At 58.2% G+C, this 20,490-nt stretch carries 18 protein-coding genes and 1 pseudogene; 15 read left to right on the top strand and 4 right to left on the bottom strand.

Annotated elements, in window-relative coordinates; all coding sequences use genetic code 11:
• The first annotated feature begins 25 nt into the window (after window positions 1-25).
• The 15 genes and pseudogenes from leuC to lysS all read left to right on the top strand — a co-directional run bounded on the left by leuC (window position 26) and on the right by lysS (window position 15,364).
• Complete coding sequence (leuC, locus tag H4V98_RS07925; protein ID WP_196861723.1) at window positions 26-1,477, top strand: 3-isopropylmalate dehydratase large subunit; 1,452 nt, start codon at window positions 26-28, stop codon at window positions 1,475-1,477.
• Between the two features lie 22 nt (window positions 1,478-1,499).
• Window positions 1,500-1,637, top strand: a complete 138-nt coding sequence (locus tag H4V98_RS07920; RefSeq protein ID WP_196861722.1) for an entericidin A/B family lipoprotein — start codon at window positions 1,500-1,502, stop codon at window positions 1,635-1,637.
• 15 nt (window positions 1,638-1,652) lie between these two features.
• Window positions 1,653-2,303 carry a 3-isopropylmalate dehydratase small subunit gene (gene leuD / locus H4V98_RS07915; protein WP_196861721.1) on the top strand — a complete coding sequence of 217 codons (651 nt, stop codon included), beginning with the start codon at window positions 1,653-1,655 and terminating at the stop codon, window positions 2,301-2,303.
• A 73-nt stretch (window positions 2,304-2,376) separates the two neighbouring features.
• Complete coding sequence (gene leuB / locus H4V98_RS07910; protein ID WP_196861720.1) at window positions 2,377-3,462, top strand: 3-isopropylmalate dehydrogenase; 1,086 nt, start codon at window positions 2,377-2,379, stop codon at window positions 3,460-3,462.
• A 267-nt stretch (window positions 3,463-3,729) separates the two neighbouring features.
• Window positions 3,730-4,869, top strand: a complete 1,140-nt coding sequence (gene asd / locus H4V98_RS07905) for an aspartate-semialdehyde dehydrogenase (protein ID WP_196861719.1) — start codon at window positions 3,730-3,732, stop codon at window positions 4,867-4,869.
• A 251-nt stretch (window positions 4,870-5,120) separates the two neighbouring features.
• Entirely contained in the window at window positions 5,121-7,697 is a 2,577-nt protein-coding gene (locus tag H4V98_RS07900; protein WP_196861718.1) for a FimV/HubP family polar landmark protein, read from the top strand.
• 42 nt (window positions 7,698-7,739) lie between these two features.
• Complete coding sequence (gene truA, locus H4V98_RS07895) at window positions 7,740-8,534, top strand: tRNA pseudouridine(38-40) synthase TruA (protein ID WP_196861717.1); 795 nt, start codon at window positions 7,740-7,742, stop codon at window positions 8,532-8,534.
• Complete coding sequence (locus tag H4V98_RS07890) at window positions 8,531-9,262, top strand: phosphoribosylanthranilate isomerase (protein WP_196861716.1); 732 nt, start codon at window positions 8,531-8,533, stop codon at window positions 9,260-9,262. Before truA ends, H4V98_RS07890 begins: the two co-directional genes overlap by 4 nt.
• A 32-nt stretch (window positions 9,263-9,294) precedes the next feature.
• Window positions 9,295-10,563, top strand: a complete 1,269-nt coding sequence (trpB, locus tag H4V98_RS07885) for a tryptophan synthase subunit beta (RefSeq protein ID WP_196861715.1) — start codon at window positions 9,295-9,297, stop codon at window positions 10,561-10,563.
• Window positions 10,560-11,378 carry a tryptophan synthase subunit alpha gene (trpA, locus tag H4V98_RS07880; protein WP_196861714.1) on the top strand — a complete coding sequence of 273 codons (819 nt, stop codon included), beginning with the start codon at window positions 10,560-10,562 and terminating at the stop codon, window positions 11,376-11,378. The genes trpB and trpA overlap by 4 nt, the downstream gene beginning before the upstream one ends.
• Window positions 11,379-11,526: 148 nt before the next feature.
• A complete protein-coding gene (gene accD, locus H4V98_RS07875) occupies window positions 11,527-12,399 on the top strand; it encodes an acetyl-CoA carboxylase, carboxyltransferase subunit beta (protein WP_196861713.1) in 873 nt (290 codons plus the stop codon).
• 37 nt (window positions 12,400-12,436) lie between these two features.
• A pseudogene (locus H4V98_RS07870) lies at window positions 12,437-12,697 on the top strand (DUF1272 domain-containing protein).
• Complete coding sequence (locus tag H4V98_RS07865; protein ID WP_196868279.1) at window positions 12,621-12,920, top strand: hypothetical protein; 300 nt, start codon at window positions 12,621-12,623, stop codon at window positions 12,918-12,920. The pseudogene H4V98_RS07870 and the gene H4V98_RS07865 overlap by 77 nt, the downstream one beginning before the upstream one ends.
• 31 nt (window positions 12,921-12,951) lie before the next feature.
• Window positions 12,952-13,626 carry an LON peptidase substrate-binding domain-containing protein gene (locus H4V98_RS07860; RefSeq protein WP_196861712.1) on the top strand — a complete coding sequence of 225 codons (675 nt, stop codon included), beginning with the start codon at window positions 12,952-12,954 and terminating at the stop codon, window positions 13,624-13,626.
• A gap of 172 nt (window positions 13,627-13,798) precedes the next feature.
• Entirely contained in the window at window positions 13,799-15,364 is a 1,566-nt protein-coding gene (gene lysS / locus H4V98_RS07855; RefSeq protein WP_196861711.1) for a lysine--tRNA ligase, read from the top strand.
• A 185-nt stretch (window positions 15,365-15,549) separates the two neighbouring features.
• Here lysS and H4V98_RS07850 read toward each other — a convergent pair whose 3' ends face one another.
• The 4 genes from H4V98_RS07850 to H4V98_RS07835 all read right to left on the bottom strand — a co-directional run bounded on the left by H4V98_RS07850 (window position 15,550) and on the right by H4V98_RS07835 (window position 20,476).
• On the bottom strand, window positions 15,550-18,093 hold the full coding sequence (locus H4V98_RS07850) for a ricin-type beta-trefoil lectin domain protein (protein ID WP_196861710.1): 2,544 nt from the start codon (window positions 18,091-18,093) through the stop codon (window positions 15,550-15,552).
• 370 nt (window positions 18,094-18,463) lie between these two features.
• Window positions 18,464-18,955, bottom strand: coding sequence for a transposase (locus H4V98_RS07845; RefSeq protein ID WP_196861709.1), 492 nt, complete (start codon window positions 18,953-18,955; stop codon window positions 18,464-18,466).
• 164 nt (window positions 18,956-19,119) lie between these two features.
• On the bottom strand, window positions 19,120-20,304 hold the full coding sequence (locus tag H4V98_RS07840) for a patatin-like phospholipase family protein (RefSeq protein WP_196861708.1): 1,185 nt from the start codon (window positions 20,302-20,304) through the stop codon (window positions 19,120-19,122).
• A complete protein-coding gene (locus tag H4V98_RS07835) occupies window positions 20,288-20,476 on the bottom strand; it encodes a hypothetical protein (protein ID WP_196861707.1) in 189 nt (62 codons plus the stop codon). Before H4V98_RS07835 ends, H4V98_RS07840 begins: the two co-directional genes overlap by 17 nt.
• Between the last annotated feature and the right edge of the window lie 14 nt (window positions 20,477-20,490).

The raw sequence follows: 20,490 nt of genomic DNA, 5'->3' as shown, positions 1-20,490 counted from the left end.
ACCAAAAGACCACGAAGGAAAATCCATGGGACGCACACTCTACGACAAAATCTGGGACGAGCACGTCGTTCATACCGAAGAAGACGGCACCTCAATTCTCTACATTGACCGCCACCTGGTCCACGAAGTGACCAGTCCGCAAGCCTTTGAAGGGCTGCGCGAAGCCGGCCGCAAGGTCTGGCGCATCAGTTCCATCGTCGCCACCGCAGACCACAACACGCCGACCACCGGCTGGGAACTCGGCTACGACGGCATCACGGACCTGGTGAGCAAGGAGCAAATCCTCACACTGGACAGCAACATCAAGGAATTTGGCGCCGCGGCCTTTTTTCCCTTCATGTCCCGGCGCCAGGGCATCGTGCATGTCATCGGCCCCGAGAATGGCGCCACCCTGCCCGGCATGACCGTGGTTTGCGGTGACTCGCACACCTCAACTCACGGCGCATTCGGTGCGCTGGCCCACGGCATCGGCACCAGCGAGGTCGAACATGTGATGGCCACGCAAACCCTGCTGGCCAAGAAAGCCAGGAACATGCTGGTGAAGGTCGAAGGCAAGTGCGCGCCTGGCGTGACCGCCAAGGACATCGTGCTGGCCATCATCGGCAAAATCGGTACGGCGGGCGGTACCGGCTACACGATTGAGTTTGCCGGCTCGGCCATCCGCGACCTCAGCATGGAAGGGCGCATGACAGTCTGCAACATGGCGATTGAAGGCGGTGCCCGCGCCGGCCTGGTCGCCGTGGACACCAAAACGATCGAGTATCTCAAGGGCCGGTTGCTGTCCCCGGGCACCGACCCCAAGACCGGCCAGTTCGTCGGCGGCCCTGAATGGGAACTGGCCGCGCGCTACTGGAGCACGCTGCAGTCCGACGCGGACGCCACATTTGATGCCGTTGTCGAACTTGATGCCCGCCAGATCCTGCCTCAGGTGAGCTGGGGCACATCGCCCGAAATGGTGCTCTCGATAGAAGGCCGGGTACCCGACCCGGAAAAGGAAAAGGACGCCAACAAGCGCGGCGCCATCGAACGCGCCCTGGCTTATATGGGTCTGGAGCCTGGCAAGGCGCTGAACGATTTGTACATCGACAAGGTGTTCATCGGCTCATGCACCAACAGCCGCATCGAAGACATGCGCGAAGCCGCCGCCGTGGTGAAAAAAATTGGCCAGAAGGTCGCCAAGAACGTCAAATTGGCGATGGTGGTTCCGGGTTCGGGCCTGGTCAAGGAACAGGCCGAACGCGAAGGCCTGGACAAGATTTTCATCGCCGCCGGCTTTGAGTGGCGCGAACCCGGCTGCTCGATGTGCCTGGCCATGAACGCCGACCGGCTGGAGCCGGGCGAGCGCTGTGCATCCACCAGCAACCGCAACTTTGAAGGCCGACAAGGCGCCGGCGGCCGCACCCACCTGGTCAGCCCTGCCATGGCGGCGGCAGCAGCCGTGCATGGGCATTTTGTCGATATCCGCAAATTTGTCTGACGCTACCCCAAAGGAATACCCAATGAAAAAAATCACCGCAAGACTCCTGATTGCAGCCGCTTTGCTGTCCACCTTTGCACTGTCCGGCTGCAACACGGTTCGTGGCATTGGCCAGGACGTGCAGCGCGCCGGTTCAGCCGTTTCAAATGCGGCCAAATAACAGGCTGAAACACGTATGCAAAAATTCACCTTACACGAAGGCCTTGTGGCGCCGATGGACCGCGAGAACGTCGACACCGACGCCATCATCCCGAAGCAGTTCCTCAAATCGATTAAAAAAACCGGCTTCGGCCCCAATCTGTTTGACGAATGGCGTTACCTGGATGCTGGTTTTCCGGGCCAGGACCCGGACAGCCGCAAGCCCAATCCTGATTTTGTGTTGAACCAGTCGCGCTATGCCGGCGCCTCCATCCTGCTGGCGCGCAAGAACTTTGGCTGCGGATCGTCGCGCGAGCATGCGCCCTGGGCGCTGGACCAGTTTGGCTTTCGCGCCATCATCGCGCCAAGTTACGCCGACATTTTCTTCAACAACAGTTTCAAGAACGGCCTGCTGCCCATCGTGCTGCCCGAAGCACATGTGGCGCAGTTGTTTGACGAAGTGGCCGCTTTTCCCGGCTACCGGCTCACGATTGACCTGGAGCGCCAGGTCATCGTCAAGGCTCAGGGCGAGGAACTGCCTTTCGACGTTCAGGCTTTCCGTAAATATTGCCTGCTCAACGGCTTTGACGACATCAGCCTGACCCTGTTGCAGAGCGACAAGATCAAGGCCTTTGAAGCTGAACGGCTTGCGGCCAAGCCATGGCTGAGTCATACGGTTACCGTTTAAGAAAATAAACAGTGAAATCATGCTATTGCGCAATACTTACGGACGCAAGCAGCTATAAATAAGATAGTAAATAATGAAAATCGCAATTCTTCCTGGTGATGGTATTGGCACCGAAATCGTCGCTGAAGCAGTGAAGGTGCTCAAGGCCCTGGACCTGAAATTTGAAACTGAATCCGCGCTGGTGGGCGGTGCTGCTTTTGACGTTCACGGCCATCCACTGCCCGAAGCCACGCTCCAATTGGCCAAAGATGCAGACGCCATTTTGTTCGGCGCCGTCGGCGACTGGAAATACGACACGCTGGACAGACCCTTGCGTCCCGAGCAAGCCATTCTGGGCCTGCGCAAGAACCTCGGCCTTTTCGCCAACTTTCGCCCCGCCATCTGCTACCCGCAACTCGTCGATGCGTCGAGCCTGAAGCGCGAGCTGGTGTCGGGCCTGGACATCCTCATCATCCGCGAGCTGACCGGCGACATTTATTTTGGCCAGCCGCGTGGCCGGCGCATTGCAACTGATGGCCATTTCCCTGGCGCCGAGGAAGCATTCGACACCATGCGCTATTCGCGTCCGGAAATCGAACGCATCGCGCATGTCGCTTTCCAGGCAGCGCGCAAACGCAAAGCCGCTGGTGGCGAAGGACGCGTTACCAGCGTCGACAAGGCCAATGTATTGGAAACCTTCCAGCTGTGGAAAGACGTCGTCACCGAGATCGGCCTTCAGTACCCCGACGTGGCGCTGGACCACATGTATGTGGACAACGCGGCCATGCAGCTGGTCAAGGCGCCGAAAAAGTTCGACGTGGTGGTGACGGGCAACATGTTCGGCGATATTTTGAGTGACGCCGCCGCCATGCTGACCGGCTCCATCGGCATGCTGCCCTCGGCCAGTCTGAACGATAAAAACCAGGGCTTGTACGAGCCGAGCCACGGCAGCGCACCTGACATTGCAGGCAAAGGCGTGGCCAATCCGCTGGCCACCATTTTGAGCGCCGCCATGATGCTGCGCTTTAGCCTGAACCAGCCAGAAGCCGCCGCACGCATTGAAAAAGCCGTGGACTCCGTTCTTACCCAGGGGCTGCGAACACCGGATATTCACAGCAAAGGCACTACCCAAGTCGGCACCGTGGAAATGGGCGATGCGGTGGTCAAGGCCTTGGGCTGAAGTCTGCTATTTATTTCTGGCCACTTCTGCGCAACTGCGCCGTGTCAGCCAGGGAAAAGGCAGCCTTCGTTACAATAAGAAAATGTGTAAAGGCCTTGTCACCACCAACTTTTCCGCTGCTTTGTCAGCAGGCCATGGTGTGCCGGCTTTTGTACCAACCACCCCAACGACCACCATTAAAGGCTGACAAGCCCGGTTCGTCGTGCCCTCCGGCTCGATGAGCCGGGCCAAAAAGCCGATTTTTTCGTACTTTTTAAGGGCAACCCCATGAAACTCAAAGGCAATCTCACAGGACTCGTTGGCTGGCGCGGCATGGTCGGCTCGGTCCTGATCGACCGGATGCAGGCCGAAGGCGACTTCGAACTGATCGAACCGGTTTTCTTCTCGACTTCAAACGCTGGCGGCCAGGCTCCGGCGCAGGCCAGGAACGAAACCATCTTGCAAGACGCCTTTGATATCGAAGCGCTCAAGAAGTGCGACATCATCCTGAGCACACAAGGCGGCGACTACACCTCGGAAGTGTTCCCAAAACTGCGCGCGGCCGGCTGGACGGGTCACTGGATTGATGCCGCCTCAACGCTGCGCATGAACGATGACGCGGTTATCGTGCTGGACCCGGTCAATCTGCCTGTCATCCATAACGCGCTGGTCAAAGGCGGCAACAACTGGATAGGCGGCAACTGCACTGTCAGCTGCATGCTGATGGGCGTGGGCGCCCTGTACAAGGCCGGCCTGGTTGAATGGATGACCAGCATGACCTACCAGGCGGCTTCCGGCGGCGGCGCGCAGCACATGCGCGAACTGCTGACCCAATACGGCACACTCAACAGCGAAGTCAAGTCCTTGCTGGACGACCCCAAATCGGCCATCCTGGAAATCGACCGCCGCATCCTGGCCAAGCAACAGTCACTCAGCGCCAGCGAAACCGCCAACTTCGGCGTGCCGCTGGGCGGCAGCCTGATTCCCTGGATTGACAAGGACTTGGGCGACGGCATGAGCAAGGAAGAATGGAAAGGCAGTGCCGAAACCAACAAGATTCTGGGCCAGGGTGCCAGCTTCGGCACCGCTGAAACGCCAGTCGACGGTTTTTGCGTGCGCATTGGTGCAATGCGTTGCCACAGCCAGGCATTGACCTTCAAGCTCAGGAAAGACGTTCCGCTGGCCGACATCGAAGCCATGATTGCGACGGACAACGCCTGGGTCAAAGTGATACCCAATACACGGGAGTCATCCATCAAGGACCTGACCCCGGTGGCGGTGACGGGAACCATGCAGATTCCGGTTGGACGCCTGCGCAAACTGGCCATGGGACCGGAATACCTGGGTGCCTTTACAGTTGGCGACCAACTGCTTTGGGGCGCTGCAGAGCCGTTGCGGCGCATGCTGCGGATCCTGATCGAGGCATAAATCCTTTTTTTCAAGACAACTGAGCAACTACAATCATGAAGTGCGGCAGCCGGCTGTATATCGTTGTCTTGTAGCAACAGCATCAAAACGCATATCCATGCTGCATTAAAGTATCAATAATTAACAATTGTTATTATTTGTTAGCATTAGATCTTGCTGTTAAGGTTGTTTTCAAAATTAGCACCGGGGTTTTTGTGCGTACAAGCCTTAAAACTTTTCAATCAGACCGAGCTCCAGAAGCTCAGAACTCCATGAATCATCCTGGTCGCTGGCGCATTGGTGCCATGGCAAGCGCAATTGCATTGCTCGGCTGTCTGGCAAGTCTTGAAGCGCATGCTGTGGCCTTGGGCCGTGTCACGGTTCAATCCGCACTGGGCGAATCCTTGCGCGCAGAAATCGATATCTCTGATCTCAGCGCTGAAGAGGCCTCAAGCCTGCGGGTCGGAGTGGCAGGAGCCGACGTTTTCAGGGCGGCTGGACTGGAATATTCTTCTGCCGCTTCAGGGCTCGATGTCCGGCTGCAAAAACGCGCAGATGGCAGACCGTATCTACGCCTGACCAGCAATCGCGCTATCGGCGAGCCCTTCGTGGACCTGGTTCTTGAAGCCCGTTGGGCTTCCGGACGCGTTACTCGCGACTACACGATGCTGTTTGATCCCCCGAACCTGCGAAACACCAGTGCTCCACTGGTGTCGTCGGCACCGGTGCTGCCACGCGCGCCGGTGGTCGTATCCACTCTTCCTTCCAGGCAGGACACGCCATTTTCAAATGAACGGCCTGCTGCACGCAAGGCGTCGGCAGAGTCCAAACCGCAAGCTGTCAGAACACTTCCTGCCCAGAGCACATCAGGTGCCCGCCAGGTCACGGTCAGGCCTGGAGACAATGCCAGCAAGATTGCGGCTCAGAATAAGCCTGCCAGCGTGTCGCTGGACCAAATGCTGGTGGCCCTGCTCAGAAGAAATCCTGACGCATTCCCTGGCGGCAACATCAACCTGATCAAATCTGGCGCCGTGGTGGATATTCCAGACGAACAGGCAGCCAATGCAGTTTCACCGGGTGAAGCCAGGCAAACCCTTGTTGCCCAGAGTCGGGATTTCAACACCTTCCGCCGCAAGCTCGCCAGCGGCGTGCCGACAACCCAGCTTGACAGCACAGGCCGTCAGGCTGACGGAAAAGTCCAGGCCAGGGTCGAAGATCGCGCCCAGGCCAATGCCTCGCCCGACCGGCTGACGCTTTCAAAAGGTGCGGTTCAGGGCTTACAGTCCAACGAACAAATCGCCAGGGATGCAGCAAGCCGAACTGCAGATCAGCTAAAAAATAACACCTCTTCGAATCCACAACCCGTCATTGCCGGAGCAGGCAGCGCGGCGCCGGGACTCTCGGCTTCAAGCGCCAGCGACTCTCCTTCTTCTTCTGGTGCAATTGCCATCTCAGCAGCGCCAGCGCTAAATGCCTCCAGCGCCACAGTACCCGCAACTGACGCTTCGGCCCTGGCCCTGTCCGAGGCGCTGGCCCCAGAGTCGATGCCATCTGCAAGCGCACCTGTACCTCTCGAACCTGATACCGTCGGCCAGCAGCCTTCACTGACAGCCCCTCCCGTCGCACAGCCTGAGCCGGGTTTGACCACCTGGATCATGGACAACTCATTGCTACTGGGCGGCGGCGTACTGCTGGCATTGCTGGCGGGCTTGGGATTTGCACGCCACCGGAAAAATGCACGACCCAGCCTTGAGGACAGCTCATTTCTGGACAGCCGCCAGCAGCCTGATTCCTTCTTTGGCGCCAGTGGTGGAGAGCGTGTCGATACCAATGCAAGCCGTGCCCCAAAGTCTTCTTCGATCTCTTACTCACCCAGCCAGCTGGATACATCGGGCGATGTGGACCCAGTGGCTGAAGCCGATGTCTACATGGCCTATGGCCGCGACCAACAGGCGGAAGAAATCCTCAGGGAAGCGTTGCAGACCCACCCGGAGCGTTTGGCGGTTCACAGCAAGCTGCTTGAAATCTATGCCAAACGGCGCGATCATAAAGCCTTCGAAAATGCGGCACTGCCAGCATTCAAGCTTACGGGTGGTCAAGGCGAAGAGTGGTCTCATATCAGCCAGCTGGGCCGGGAACTGGAGCCAAGCAATTCCATGTACCAGTCTGGCGCCAGCTTTTCGCCCAGCTTGCCCGGAAGACGCAACTCTGGTTTGATGCCTTTGAGCAACACCCTTCCGCAGGCTCTGGCGGGATTGGCCCCGGTTGTCAAAAAGCCGCAGGCCTTCGATTTGGACCTGGATCTGGATTTTTCGGCAGGCGCAGCATCTACTGAATTGATGCCACCAGCGCCAATGGCAGCAGGTGCCCTCGCCTATTCAGAATCAAAAGTCGAACCGACACCCGACATTGCCATTCCGTCGGCTTTTCTGGATCTGGATTTGAATCTGGACAGTATCGCAGCCACTGCGCCAGCGACAGAACCTCTGCACATTTCAGTAGAACTGCCTGCTTCGGGGAACGACCTGACAGCCAATGGCCTGGACTTCACGACTGAGCCATTTAAACCGAAAGCAACCATTGCACCGATGACGCCTGTGGTGCACAGCGGCATGCTGGAGTTTGACCTGGATTCGCTTTCGCTGGACCTAGGCCCGGCCACCAAGCCTCCTGCAGCGGTCATGACCGACCTGGAAAAAGATCCCCTTGAAATCAAGTTTCTGTTGGCCGAGGAATTCCGTATTCTGGGCGATTCAGAAGGTGCCAGGTTACTGGCTGACGAGGTCGTGGCCCGAGCCAAAGGTCCTTTGAAGTTCAAGGCTCAAGCATTTCTCAATACTTTGCCGTGAACAACGCTTGAAGTACCCGCATTCAACAACGGGACAACGCCGGTGAGGATTGCCCTGGGTATCAGCTACAGCGGCAGCGCTTACGAAGGCTGGCAGAGCCAGCTGTCCGGCAGGACGGTTCAGGACCAGCTGGAAAAGGCCTTGAGCCGGTTTGCCGTTCAACCGGTTCGCGTGATGTGCGCCGGGCGCACCGATGCCGGCGTTCATGCACTGATGCAGGTTGCGCACTTCGACACTGCACTGCAGCGCGAAACCGCCTCCTGGGTGCGCGGCACCAATGCTTTTTTGCCCCGCGACATTGCGGTGCAGTGGGCGCAGCCAGTGCCCGATGAATTTCACTCGCGTGCCAGCGCCATTGCACGCCGATACGCCTACGTCGTGCTGGAGTCGCCGGTGCGCCCCAGCGTGGAAGCCGGGCGCGTCGGCTGGGTCTATCGTCCGCTTGATGGCGACGCCATGCGGCAAGCCGCCCTGCACTTGATGGGCGAGCACGACTTCAGTTCGTTCCGGGCTGCGCAATGCCAGGCAAAGTCCCCTGTCAAGACCATGAACCGCATCGAGATTTCGCAGCGCGCTGGGGCCGGGTCGCGGTATTGGCGCTTCGAGTTTGAGGCCAATGCTTTTCTGCACCATATGATCCGCAACATCATGGGCTGCCTGCTGGCTGTTGGCCAGGGCAGCCAACCGCCGGAGTGGCTGGCTGGCGTGGTGGCCGCCCGCCGGCGTGATGCCGCCGCCCCCACCTTTTCACCCGACGGTCTTTATTTTCTGGGTCCGGTGTATGAGGAGCGCCATGGCTTGCCGTCGCGCACGGCCGCTTATGATTGGCTGCCATGACCACTTATTTTCCCTCATCAAGCCGTACCCGTATCAAGATCTGCGGCCTGACCCGCGAGGAAGACGTCGATGCCGCCGTAGCTGCGGGCGCTGACGCCATCGGCTTGGTCATGTACGCACACAGCGCCCGCCATGTCACCCTGGAGCGCGCCGCAGAACTGGCCAGTCGACTGCCACCGTTTGTCACGCCAGTGCTGTTGTTTGTAAATGAAGAAACTACAAAAATAATAGCTGCGTGCGCCCGTATTCCGTGCGCTATAGTTCAATTTCATGGTGACGAGACGCCCGAAGAATGCCTGAGGGCCGGCAGACCCTTTTTGCGCGCTGCCCGCATCCCGCTGGACGAAAACCCCAACGCGGGCATCCTGCGCTTTGATCTTTTAAAATATGTTCAAGATTATTCATCAGCCCAAGCCATCTTGCTCGACGCCCATGTCGAAGGATACGGCGGCGGCGGAAAAACATTCAATTGGTCACTTCTTCCTCAAAGCGTCAACGCTCACCTCGTTTTGTCTGGTGGGTTGACGCCTGCAAACGTGACCGATGGCATTTTGCAAGTCAGGCCACGCTGTACCACGCTGGCCGTTGACGTGAGTTCAGGCGTCGAGGTGTCCAAGGGCATCAAGAGCTTTGAGAAAATTATCCAGTTTGTTGCAGCCGTTCGCGCTGCAGACGAACAATTCAAAAACCTTGCGGGACAGTCCAGGCGGCATGCGCATAGCGAATGAGCTGGCTGGTTCCCAACTGATCAAAGAGAATCATGTACGACTACCATCAACCTGACCTTGCCGGTCACTTCGGCCTGTATGGCGGCAGTTTCGTTTCCGAAACGTTGACGCATGCCATCAATGAGCTGAAAGCGGCCTACGCCAAATACCAGCACGACCCGGAATTTCTGGCCGAATTCAATTATGAGCTGAAACATTTCGTCGGTCGCCCATCCCCCATTTACCATGCTGCGCGCATGAGCCGCGAACAGGGCGGCGCGCAGATTTACCTCAAGCGTGAAGACCTGAACCACACTGGCGCGCACAAGATCAACAACACCATTGGCCAGGCGATGCTGGCGCGGCGCATGGGCAAGCCACGCATCATTGCCGAAACCGGCGCCGGCCAGCATGGCGTGGCCACCGCCACCATCTGCGCGCGCTACGGCCTGGAATGCGTGGTTTATATGGGCAGCGAGGATGTCAAGCGTCAAAGCCCCAACGTCTACCGCATGCACCTGCTGGGCGCCACGGTCGTACCCGTCGAAAGTGGCAGCAAGACGTTGAAGGATGCGCTGAACGAAGCCATGCGCGACTGGGTGGCGAATGTGGACAACACCTTCTACATCATCGGCACCGTGGCCGGCCCGCATCCCTACCCGATGATGGTGCGCGATTTCCAGAGCGTTATCGGCACCGAATGCCTGAGCCAGATGCCCGAAATGACCGGCGGCAAACAACCTGATGCCGTGGTGGCCTGCGTTGGCGGCGGCAGCAATGCCATGGGGATTTTCTACCCCTACATTTCGCATGAAACCACACGCCTGATTGGCGTGGAAGCCGCCGGCGAAGGCATGGACAGCGGCAAGCATTCGGCGTCGCTGCAACGCGGCATCCCCGGTGTGCTGCATGGCAACCGCACCTATGTGCTGCAGAACGAAGATGGCCAGGTTACCGAAACACACAGCATCAGCGCCGGCCTGGACTACCCCGGCGTCGGACCCGAGCATGCGTTCCTGAAAGACATTGGACGCGCTGAATATGTCGGCATCACCGACACCGAAGCGCTGGCCGCTTTTCACTACCTGTGCCGCACCGAAGGCATCATTCCGGCGCTCGAATCGGCCCATGCCATTGCCTACGCGATGAAACTGGCCAAAACCATGCGCAGCGACCAGAGCATTCTTGTCAACCTGTCAGGGCGGGGCGACAAGGATGTCGGCACCGTGGCCGACCTGTCGGGGGCAAACTTCTACTGCCGCCCTTCCTGCCACGGCCAAAGCATCAAGGGTGCCTCGCAAGTCGTGAAATTCAAGTCATGAGCCGCATCAAACCCACCCTCGACACACTGCTGTCCCAAGGCCGCAAAGCGCTGATTCCCTACGTCACGGCAGGTTTCCCCTACGCCGACGTCACGCCCGAACTGATGCACGCCATGGTGGCGGGTGGCGCCGACGTGATTGAACTGGGCGTGCCCTTTTCCGATCCCAGCGCCGACGGCCCGGTGATCCAGAAGGCCGGCGAAAAGGCCCTGGCCCAAGGGGTCGGCCTGCTCCAGGTGCTGGACATGGTCCGCGCCTTTCGCCGCCAGGACAACACGACGCCCGTGGTGTTGATGGGCTACGCGAATCCGGTCGAGCGCTATGACATCCGTCACGGCACAGGCACCACCGAAAGCGCCTTTATCCGGGACGCAGCCAAAGCCGGCGTGGACGGGATGCTGATCGTCGACTATCCGCCCGAGGAATGCGTGGAGTTTGCCGCGCGATTGAAGGCGCATGGCATGGACCTGATCTTTCTGCTGGCGCCTACCAGCACTGACGCGCGCATGGCGCAGGTCGCCAAGGTCGCCAGCGGCTATGTGTACTACGTTTCGCTCAAGGGCGTGACGGGGGCCGGAACGCTTGATGTGGAAGCGGTCGAAGCCATGCTGCCACGCATTCGCCAGCATGTCAGCGTGCCCGTGGGTGTGGGTTTTGGCATTCGCGACGCGGCAACCGCCAAGGCGATTGGCAAGGTGGCCGATGCCGTGGTCATTGGCAGCAAGATCATCCAGCTGATCGAAAATGAGCCGCGCGACCGGGTGGCTGCGGTGGCGCAAGATTTCCTGAACGAAATCCGCTTGGCGCTGGACTGAATTGCCTGGGGCCTTCCACCGCATAATGGCATTCGCCACCCTGCTCCGGGCGCTCGCCACGCCTTCTTTGTTTACTGTTTGAAAATGCTTGCGACTGCCGTATGCCTAAAAAAGCAGCGCCAGCCGCAAGCCTACAAGGACTGACACCATGTCTTGGCTCGAAAAACTCCTCCCGCCCAAAATCAGCCCCACCAACCCGACTGAACGCCGCAGCGTGCCCGAAGGCCTGTGGATCAAATGCCCCAGCTGCGAATCCGTGCTGTACAAGACCGACCTGGAAAAAAACCAGAACGTCTGCCCGCAGTGCAGCCACCACCACCGCATCGGCGCACGCGAGCGGCTTGATGCCTTTCTGGACGCCGAAGGCCGTTACGAAATCGGCCAGGAAGTGTTGCCGGTCGATGCGTTGAAGTTCAAGGACAGCCGCAAGTACCCCGAGCGGCTCAAGGAAGCGATGGAAAACACCGGCGAAACCGATGCGCTGGTGGTGATGGGCGGCGCGCTGCACAGCATTGGTGTGGTCGTGGCGTGTTTTGAATTTGATTTCATGGGCGGCAGCATGGGCAGCGTTGTCGGCGAGCGCTTCGTGCGCGGCGTGCACACCGCCATCGAGCAAAAAGTACCCTTCATCTGCTTCACCGCCACCGGCGGCGCGCGCATGCAGGAAGGCCTGCTGAGCCTGATGCAGATGGCCAAGACCAATGCATCGCTGACGCGCCTGGCCAAGAAAGGCCTGCCCTATGTCAGTGTGCTGACCGACCCAACCATGGGCGGCGTGAGTGCGGGCTTTGCCTTTCTCGGCGACATCGTGATTGCCGAGCCCAAGGCGCTGATCGGTTTTGCCGGACCACGGGTCATCGAATCGACCGTGCGCGTCACCCTGCCCGAAGGTTTTCAGCGGGCCGAGTTTTTGCAGACCAAAGGCGCGGTTGACTTCATTTGCGACCGCCGGGAATTGCGCAAGACCGTGGCGAGTTCACTGGCCATGCTGCTCAAGCAGCCGGCCGACGCGGTGAGCTGAGGCTGCACCGGGATAATACATTTTTCAGAAAAAAATCATGGTTGAACTCTGTTCCTCCTGAGAATGTTGTGACAAACCCCAGGCGCCCGATTCGCTTGAGGCGCACATCTCTTCATTTGAGTGCACCTTTCGCGTGGCCTGTGCCGAGCGCGTGCTGCAGGGCCAATGCCCGAATTGCAGCGGTGAAATGCAACCTCGGCCAAGGCGCCCGGCTGACAGGCTTGAAAAATATCCGGCATCAAGACTTCGCATTTACCGACCCCGGGATACGAGCAGCGTCACGAGCCACGCCACCTGAGAAAAATACAAGCCAAAAAGGCCTTATCCGCTGGTATTACGGGCATTTTATGCTATCGTTTTTATATACTGGTACACCTGTTTTGGCGGTGCCGGACTTGCGCCTGCCTTGTTCCAGCCGTTCTGCCTTCCCCACGGCAGCCCTGAAAAACGGCGTTCCAGCCAGCCGTGGTTACCCCAATCAACATGATCAGGCAAGCAAAATCAAAACGGGCATGGGATGATGTAGTCTGTCGCCATTCAACGCACGCCACCATGCCCGAAGCCTTGACCCTAACCTCCCTTCCGCTATTCCCGCTGGGCACTGTGCTCTACCCCGGCGGCCTGCTGCCGCTGCAGATTTTCGAAGTCCGCTACCTCGACATGATTGGCAAATGCCACAAGACCGGGGCGCCGTTTGGCGTGGTCTCGTTGACGCAAGGCTCGGAAGTGCGAAAGCCTGCCAATGCCAGCGTCAAAAATGCGGCGCCCAGCGGTGACGGTTTTGCCAATGAAGCCTTCCACACGGTCGGCACGCTGGCCAAGATCATTGAATACTCGGTCCCGCAAGCAGGACTGATGGTGGTGCAATGCCAGGGAATTCACCGTTTCAGCATCACCCGACGCGAAAAGCTCAAGCATGGCCTGTGGATTGCCGATGTGGTTCGCATGGAAGACGACCTGCCGGTCAAGATTCCGCACGATCTGCAAAAGGCTGCCGATGCGCTGGGCAAACTGATCAAAGGGCTGCTGAATGGCGATACCCCTGTTGAAACAATGCCCCTGCTGGCCCCCTACCAACTCGACGACTGCAGCTGGGTGGCCAACCGCTGGTGCGAATTGTTGCCACTTCCCCCCGCTGTCAAGCAGCAACTGATGGAACTGGACAACCCGCTGCTCAGGCTGGAACTGGTTTGCGACATCCTGGAACGCAACGGCATTTCACGCTGATTTGCCGCTGGCGCAGCGCAGGATTGCGCACAAAGAAGGCTCAAGGCCCAAGGCGCGCCAAAAAGCGTTCTTAAAAAACTAAAATCAACGATTCGGCGTTTTCTGCCGCTCTTTGAGCAGCAGCACGACGCCCCAGGTTTTCAGTTTTTTTCTTTCCCCGGAACACCGATCTATGTCCAGCCACCCGACTCCTCCCGCCACCGTCAGCACGGCCCCGGCCCACCACGACGAAAACCAGCTCATGGTCGAGCGCCGGGAAAAGCTCGCCGCCCTGCGCCAGCACCAGGCCGACGGCCGGGGCGTGGCTTTTCCCAACGACATCAAGCCGGAACACCGTGCCGAAGCGCTGTTTGCACAGTACAGCCATCTGAGCAATGAAGAACTCGAACCCATGGGGGTCAAGGTGACGGTGGCCGGCCGCATGATGCTCAAGCGCGTGATGGGCAAGGCCAGCTTTGCAACATTGCAGGACGCGTCGTTTGGCCCCACGGGCGGCCGCATCCAGCTCTACATCAACAATGCCGGCGTCGGCGAGGACGTGCATGCCGCATTCAAGCACTGGGACCTGGGCGACATCGTGTCGGCTGCCGGCACACTGTTTCGAACCAAGACGGGTGAATTGTCGATTCATGCCAACAGCATCCGGCTGGTCACCAAGAGCCTGCGGCCGTTGCCCGACAAATTCCATGGCATGGCCGACCAGGAAGTGAAGTACCGCCAACGTTATGTAGACCTGATCATGGACGAGGCCGCGCGCAAGCGTTTCATGGCGCGCAGCAAGGCGGTCAGCGGCATTCGCGACTTCATGGTGTCGCATGACTTTCTGGAAGTCGAAACGCCGATGCTGCACCCGATTCCGGGCGGCGCAAACGCCAAGCCGTTCAAGACGCACCACAACGCGCTGGACCAGGAAATGTTCCTGCGCATCGCGCCCGAGCTGTATTTGAAGCGTCTGATCGTCGGCGGTTTCGAGCGCGTGTTCGAGATCAACCGCAGTTACCGCAACGAAGGCATCAGCGTTCGCCACAACCCCGAGTTCACCATGATGGAGTTCTACGCGGCCTGGTGGAACTACACCGACCTGATGGCCTTCACCGAAGACCTGATCCGCGACATTGCGCAGAAGGTCTGTGGTTCGCTGCAACTGAGCTATGCCGACAAGCCGGTGGACCTGAGCCAGCCGTTTGAGCGCCTGACGATTCGCGAAGCCATCCTCAAGCACACCGACGCGGGCGACAACGTGGACAACGCCGAATGGCTGACCCACGCGCTGAAAAAGCTTGGCTTGAGTGAAGCCAAGAACCGCCTGGCTGGCCGCTCGCTGGCCAGCCTGCAGGTGCTGTATTTCGAGGAAACGGTGGAGGACAAGCTCTGGCAGCCGACCTTCATAATGGAGCATCCGACCGAAATCTCGCCACTGGCGCGGGCCAATGACGAGCGCCCGGAAGTCACTGAGCGTTTCGAGCTGTACATCACGGGCCGCGAGTTCGGCAATGGCTTCAGCGAGCTGAACGACGCCGAGGAACAGGCCGCGCGCTTCAATGCACAGGTCGATGCCAAGGACAGCGGCGACGACGAAGCCATGTTCTACGACCACGACTTCATCCGCGCGCTGGAATACGGCATGCCGCCAGCCGGTGGCTGCGGCATCGGCATCGACCGGCTGATGATGCTGCTGACCGACAGCCCGAGCATTCGCGACGTGATTTTGTTCCCGGCGCTGCGCCGCGAGGCTTAAGCACTGGCGTGGCTTCGCTCTCGTCAACGAAAAGCGTTTGCGCTTGGCGCTGCCGACTGAGTTGCAATGTCTCATCATAAAAAAAAGGCTTAACGCCCGAATCCGGGAGTTAAGCCAATCCAAATGGTTGGCCACGCATTGGCATGCGTGGCGGTAACCGCACAAGCAATTAATTCATGCGTTGTTCAATGGGCGGCCAGCGTTGCTTGCGCTGCGCCTGCCTTCATGGCTTTTGCCGATTTGTCGGAAAAAGCTATCCAATAACTGGACGTAGCCGCATATTGCACTCGTGGAGCGATGATGCCTAAAGTCGGTCTCAAGCTTGGGAAGAAGGGGATATTCACGTTATCCCACGACATGTTGACCTGAACTGAAGCCACGCCCATTCCAAAAAATTCAATAGTCGATGGTTGCGAACTGAATTCCCAGAAATTACGGTAGGTCGATTTACAGGCGGTATTGGCCGGCGTGTCATAGCGGCATGCAACTTCATTCACAAATGAGGTGTTGAACCATTTGACCCCCACTCCAGCCTCCAAAATAGTGTTCAGGAACCCCCCAACCAAGGCTGGTTTCTTGAAACTGGCTTTGTTGATTTCATTGATCACCGCCTGCATGACCAGAGGTTCTTGGCCAAGTTGGCTAATATTGACATCAACATGCAAAGGCGTGACACCGTCGGGCATGAAATAGAATTCCGATGCAAGAGAGTTACCCAGGACAACCGGCTGCAAATTGGCAGGACGGGTTTGCGCCAAACTATTGGGCCTGAGCCAGTCACTGAAGCTTGGGCCGCTGCTTGCCAACCCAGCGCTCCGTCCACCGGCCAATTGTGTTTCTGCTACAGTCATTGGCAACACTCTATTGCGGCTCATGAGCTGCAGGGTACGTGACCCAAGCCCCACTACACCGCCTTGAATACCGGCATCGGCTATTACATTGAACGAAATCGAATCAAGACGCAGGCGGTCTCCGGTACCTGCCGCCCGATAGCTGAACGCAAAGTGAAATTCCACACCTCCGCTCACCGAAGGCAAGACAGGATTCCAGGCTCTACTGGCTGCCCATAGTTCCTTGTCAACCTCAATCGTGGCGACAAAATTGAACACGCCATCGGCTTTGTTGGTTCGGAAGTCGCTGAAGCTGTGATTGACGTCTGGGCCGCCCGTGGCAACATTGGCTTTATGTCCCACAGCTGGGAAGCTGATTCGAAAGTTTCCGTTTGAAGGCAAATAGGGTAACTTCGCCACCCCCGGTGGCAGAGCCCAAGGCAAACGCAGTTGCACTCCCATCTGACCGCTCAGGTAGCCATCTGTTTCCAGCAAACTGCGGCCGCGTATGGGGTGCTGGGGCACGCTATCTACGCCTCGCAGCATGGCCTCCAGCGGGGCTTGCGATGCTGACAATACCGCATTTGCAAACGCGTCCCTGCTGCTGAAAGGAACCATGTCATTGAGCAATCGCTGGGCATGCGTGATTAGATGCGGTGCCCCGGCCTGCAAATACTTGATGGACAGATCCCCCTGGGTTTCGGCCGTGAAGTCGTAAAACTTCAGAGTGCGCGAACCCACATCCGGTGTGCTTGTAATATTTTGTATGACGGCATTGCGTTCAGCTGTGGTTAATGCAGATTGACTTAAATCGCGCAGGGTTCTTGCACTTTCCTGTTGGGCGTACTTGGCCGCCAGAATGTAGTTTTCGGTGAGCGACAAAGCGCTAAAGGCGGTAGAACGGTCAGAGTAGGTTGCGCAGGCGACACGGGCCGGGCGAGTCTCGTCCACGTCATACGGATAGGAGCTGGACAGCACGCGTCCTAAGGTTACGGTACTCACCGTGTTGTTTAGTGATTTTTTGATGTTGATACCCAAACTCTCTAAGTTCGGTGCGGTCAACGTCGTTGTTGGCAATGGCTTGTTGGGATTGTCAAACACGTCAACGACTGACTTGGGCGTCAGGGGATTGAGCTTGACATGGCTTGCCGCCCACTGTTTGATTATGTTGCCGCCGACTGCGTCCGTGATGCGGTAGTGCTGCTGCCGGTCGTTAGGGTCACATGCAATTGCGCCAGACTGACGTGAAAGACACATACCGTTAGTATTGTTTTGTACCAGGTAGACCTCGTCGAACTGCCGGGCGCCCCAGCCCAAACGATCTAAGGTGAAGGGTGTTGCAATGGCTTCATTTATAAAAGTTCGAAGATAACCTTGACCGTCCGAATAGCCGAACTGGTTTTCTGAAAATTTGCAATTCAAGGCGCCTTGCGTGACCTTGGCGCCATGGTCCCAAGTCTGGTATTGATTTGCAGCATTGCAGGACCCAAAGTATATGGAAGTGCCGTTGCCGTCCAGGCATTTACTGTACAAGGTATGGCGCAACAAACGGCCGTCGGCTGCCCATTGCTGCTGTGGACTGGTAGCCGAACAGGAACCCATGTAGATGTCGGTGCCATTGCCACTCAGACACATACCCGACTGGACATGCACCAGTAGATTACCCTGACGCCGCCACTGTTCAGAAGATTTAAAGGGCTCACATGCAGACATATAAAGACGGGTACCGATGTTCTCGATACATTTACCGCTCTGGTCATGGGCAAGAAGTCCATTAGGCGGCGTTTGGGCCTGGGCTCTGCCCACGCTGCCCAGAAGAAGAAAAACTACGAGCAGTAATAATTGTTGGGTCCACGGGGTAAGCCATTGACGTTGCCTAAGGCTCTGCGGATGGTTCATGGTTGTCTCTTTCGAAGACTAAATTTCAGGGAAATACCGCTACGGCACAGCGCCGGCACTTGTGCATCGATTTCTGATGTCTTGCAGGCAAGACTCAACCTATGCAACTGGAAGAGGCAACTTTTTTAGCCATGCCTGCAGATGACCTGAGTGATGTGATGGCGTCAATCAAAAAGTTGCAACTATTCACAATTATCATCAATTTATTAAAAATATTTACTTATGGTTACTACTAGTGTTCATGCCATTGCCGCATGACGGCATACACCGCTCCTTAATTGACAATGGGCAAGTTGTTGGCGCGGTGTTTTTCCAGCTCTAGCGGTATTTTGTTAAAGCCGAAGGCAGAGTTCATTCCTGTGGCCAGCGTTCAAGCCGTCGAGCAGCGCGGCGAGTCCGGCCGGGGGCGTGTCGGCAAATGCGCTCCAGTAGCTCGCCAGCAATTAGCCCGGGGACAGCCAAGCGCCCAGCAGGCGCGGCCAGCACACGGCAGTGCATTGCGACTGCCGGTTTTTTTCCCTGCCTCGGCCGGTGCTGAAGACTCACTGGCGCGGGCCTGGCTGGCATCGTTGCACCAGCAAAAGGCCACCGCGCAGCACACCAACGTCCAGTGAGGGCGGATCGCCCGGTCGCTTCGAACCATGAAGTCGGCGCAGCCGAGCTCGTCGTTCATTTGCTTGTAGCTTTGCTCCACCCAGTTGCGCAAGCCGTATATGCGCACGACCTCGTCCAGCGTCGCCTGCTCGCGCGACAAGTTGGTGATGAGGTGCCAAGTGGCAAGGACCTGCAGCGCACGCCGGTCGGTCGTGGCGCACACTGCGCGCACCTGCCTGTCAGGGCCATGACCGAACAGCGCGAGCATCCGCGATGTGATTTTTTTTCGGCTCTGCGCCGCGAAGCTAACGCGAAATCACCCTGACCTTCCGTCACCGCACTCAAAGCGCATGGCAACTATTGACTACTGAATTGATAGCTGCTTGCGCACACCAGATTTACGGAAATGGCCTATTTCATGCAAAAAATCGCTTAGGGCAGGACGTTTTTCTTGCGCTTGGGTGCGGCCGTCGCACGTTCCACCGGCAGGCGCAGATCGTCCAGATAGTCGCGTGCAATGTCAACGCTGCATTCGACACCCAGCATGGGGTAGCGCTGGGCCAGCCATTGGGCCGCGCACAGCCTGCCCAAGTCGCGCAAGGCATGGATCAGGCCGGCATCGATTGACGCATTGGTCGAGGCGCTGTAGGCGTCCAGCACTTCACCACCGTCGATGCGGTGCATCAGCACATCCTTGTATTGCGACGCTTCGAGCTTGCCTTCGGCCAGCAAGCGTTTGACGAAATCGATGGCGCGCATTTCGGCGACCAGCCCCGCATTGAAGGTGATTTCATTGACCCGGTCGGCAATCTCGCCTGGCTGGGTCGGCAGCTTGTCGCGCCGGATCGGGTTGATCTGGACCAGCATGATGTCCCGGCTCTGGCATTCGTAGAGCAGCGGGTGCAGCGCCGGGTTGCCGGTATAGCCGCCATCCCAGAAATGGTCGCCTTCAATCTCGACCGCCTGAAACACCATCGGCAGGCAGGCCGACGCCATGACCGCGTCAGCCGTCAGGCGCTTGCCTGAAAACACCTCGGCCTTGCCGGTGCTGACGCGCGTGGCCACCACGAACACCTTCGGCGTTGCCGGGAACGGGTGCGCAGCCAGCCGCTCGAAATCAACCTGGGACGCCAAAAAATCCTTCAGCGGGTTGATGTCAAACGGATTGCTCTGGTAAGGCGACACGCTGCCAGACCAGTAGCGGGTCAGTTCATCGGTCCAGCGCGAGGCCGACCAGATGCCGCCGCCCAGCTGGCCGAGCAGGATGTTGAACGGCGCACGCTGCCACAGAGAAAGTGACTTTGACAGCGAAGACGACACGGCGCTCAAGTCAATAATGCCGTTCCAGAACGTCGCCAGTGCCTTCCGGGCCACTTCATAGCGCGCGAGCCGGGACTGGTCCGGGGCGCTGACCAGCCCATGCGCCAGCACCACGGCATTCATGGCTCCTGCGCTGGTGCCGCTGATGCCTTCGATGTCAATGCGGCCGTCTTCCAGCAGTGCGTCGAGCACGCCCCAGGTGAAGGCGCCGTGCGAGCCACCGCCTTGCAACGCCAGATTGACCAGGCGATGGCCGCTGTCAGGAAGGGGGAGTACTGCATTATTGGAATTTTTCATCTTCGAAGGGTAACAAACCGCAAGTACCGCCGTTTACAGACCATGCCGCGCGGGCGCTGCCTGGAATCGCCTGCGCTTCGCCATTCAATGGCTTTGCGGTTTGCGCTACCATCCGGCAGCATTGCAGAACTGCCATTTTTTGAATAAAAATGGCCTTTTTCGCTTTACCCACCTGCAATTTTTGCT

It is taken from the genome of Polaromonas sp. CG_23.6 (assembly GCF_029892315.1).
Classification (GTDB): domain Bacteria; phylum Pseudomonadota; class Gammaproteobacteria; order Burkholderiales; family Burkholderiaceae_C; genus Polaromonas.
The sequence above is the reverse complement of the archived record's forward strand: the minus strand, read 5'-3'. Positions and strand labels throughout refer to the sequence as shown.

What these genes read in the sequence shown, in the direction of transcription:
- H4V98_RS07900 (WP_196861718.1), top strand. Translation starts at nt 5,121, where the DNA reads ATGAATCATCCTGGTCGCTGGCGCATTGGTGCCATGGCAAGCGCAATT.
- accD (WP_196861713.1), top strand. Translation starts at nt 11,527, where the DNA reads ATGTCTTGGCTCGAAAAACTCCTCCCGCCCAAAATCAGCCCCACCAAC.
- trpB (WP_196861715.1), top strand. Translation starts at nt 9,295, where the DNA reads ATGTACGACTACCATCAACCTGACCTTGCCGGTCACTTCGGCCTGTAT.
- leuD (WP_196861721.1), top strand. Translation starts at nt 1,653, where the DNA reads ATGCAAAAATTCACCTTACACGAAGGCCTTGTGGCGCCGATGGACCGC.
- asd (WP_196861719.1), top strand. Translation starts at nt 3,730, where the DNA reads ATGAAACTCAAAGGCAATCTCACAGGACTCGTTGGCTGGCGCGGCATG.
- H4V98_RS07845 (WP_196861709.1), bottom strand. Translation starts at nt 18,955, where the DNA reads ATGCTCGCGCTGTTCGGTCATGGCCCTGACAGGCAGGTGCGCGCAGTG.
- H4V98_RS07840 (WP_196861708.1), bottom strand. Translation starts at nt 20,304, where the DNA reads ATGAAAAATTCCAATAATGCAGTACTCCCCCTTCCTGACAGCGGCCAT.
- H4V98_RS07860 (WP_196861712.1), top strand. Translation starts at nt 12,952, where the DNA reads ATGCCCGAAGCCTTGACCCTAACCTCCCTTCCGCTATTCCCGCTGGGC.
- H4V98_RS07890 (WP_196861716.1), top strand. Translation starts at nt 8,531, where the DNA reads ATGACCACTTATTTTCCCTCATCAAGCCGTACCCGTATCAAGATCTGC.
- H4V98_RS07920 (WP_196861722.1), top strand. Translation starts at nt 1,500, where the DNA reads ATGAAAAAAATCACCGCAAGACTCCTGATTGCAGCCGCTTTGCTGTCC.
- leuC (WP_196861723.1), top strand. Translation starts at nt 26, where the DNA reads ATGGGACGCACACTCTACGACAAAATCTGGGACGAGCACGTCGTTCAT.
- leuB (WP_196861720.1), top strand. Translation starts at nt 2,377, where the DNA reads ATGAAAATCGCAATTCTTCCTGGTGATGGTATTGGCACCGAAATCGTC.
- lysS (WP_196861711.1), top strand. Translation starts at nt 13,799, where the DNA reads ATGTCCAGCCACCCGACTCCTCCCGCCACCGTCAGCACGGCCCCGGCC.
- trpA (WP_196861714.1), top strand. Translation starts at nt 10,560, where the DNA reads ATGAGCCGCATCAAACCCACCCTCGACACACTGCTGTCCCAAGGCCGC.
- H4V98_RS07850 (WP_196861710.1), bottom strand. Translation starts at nt 18,093, where the DNA reads ATGAACCATCCGCAGAGCCTTAGGCAACGTCAATGGCTTACCCCGTGG.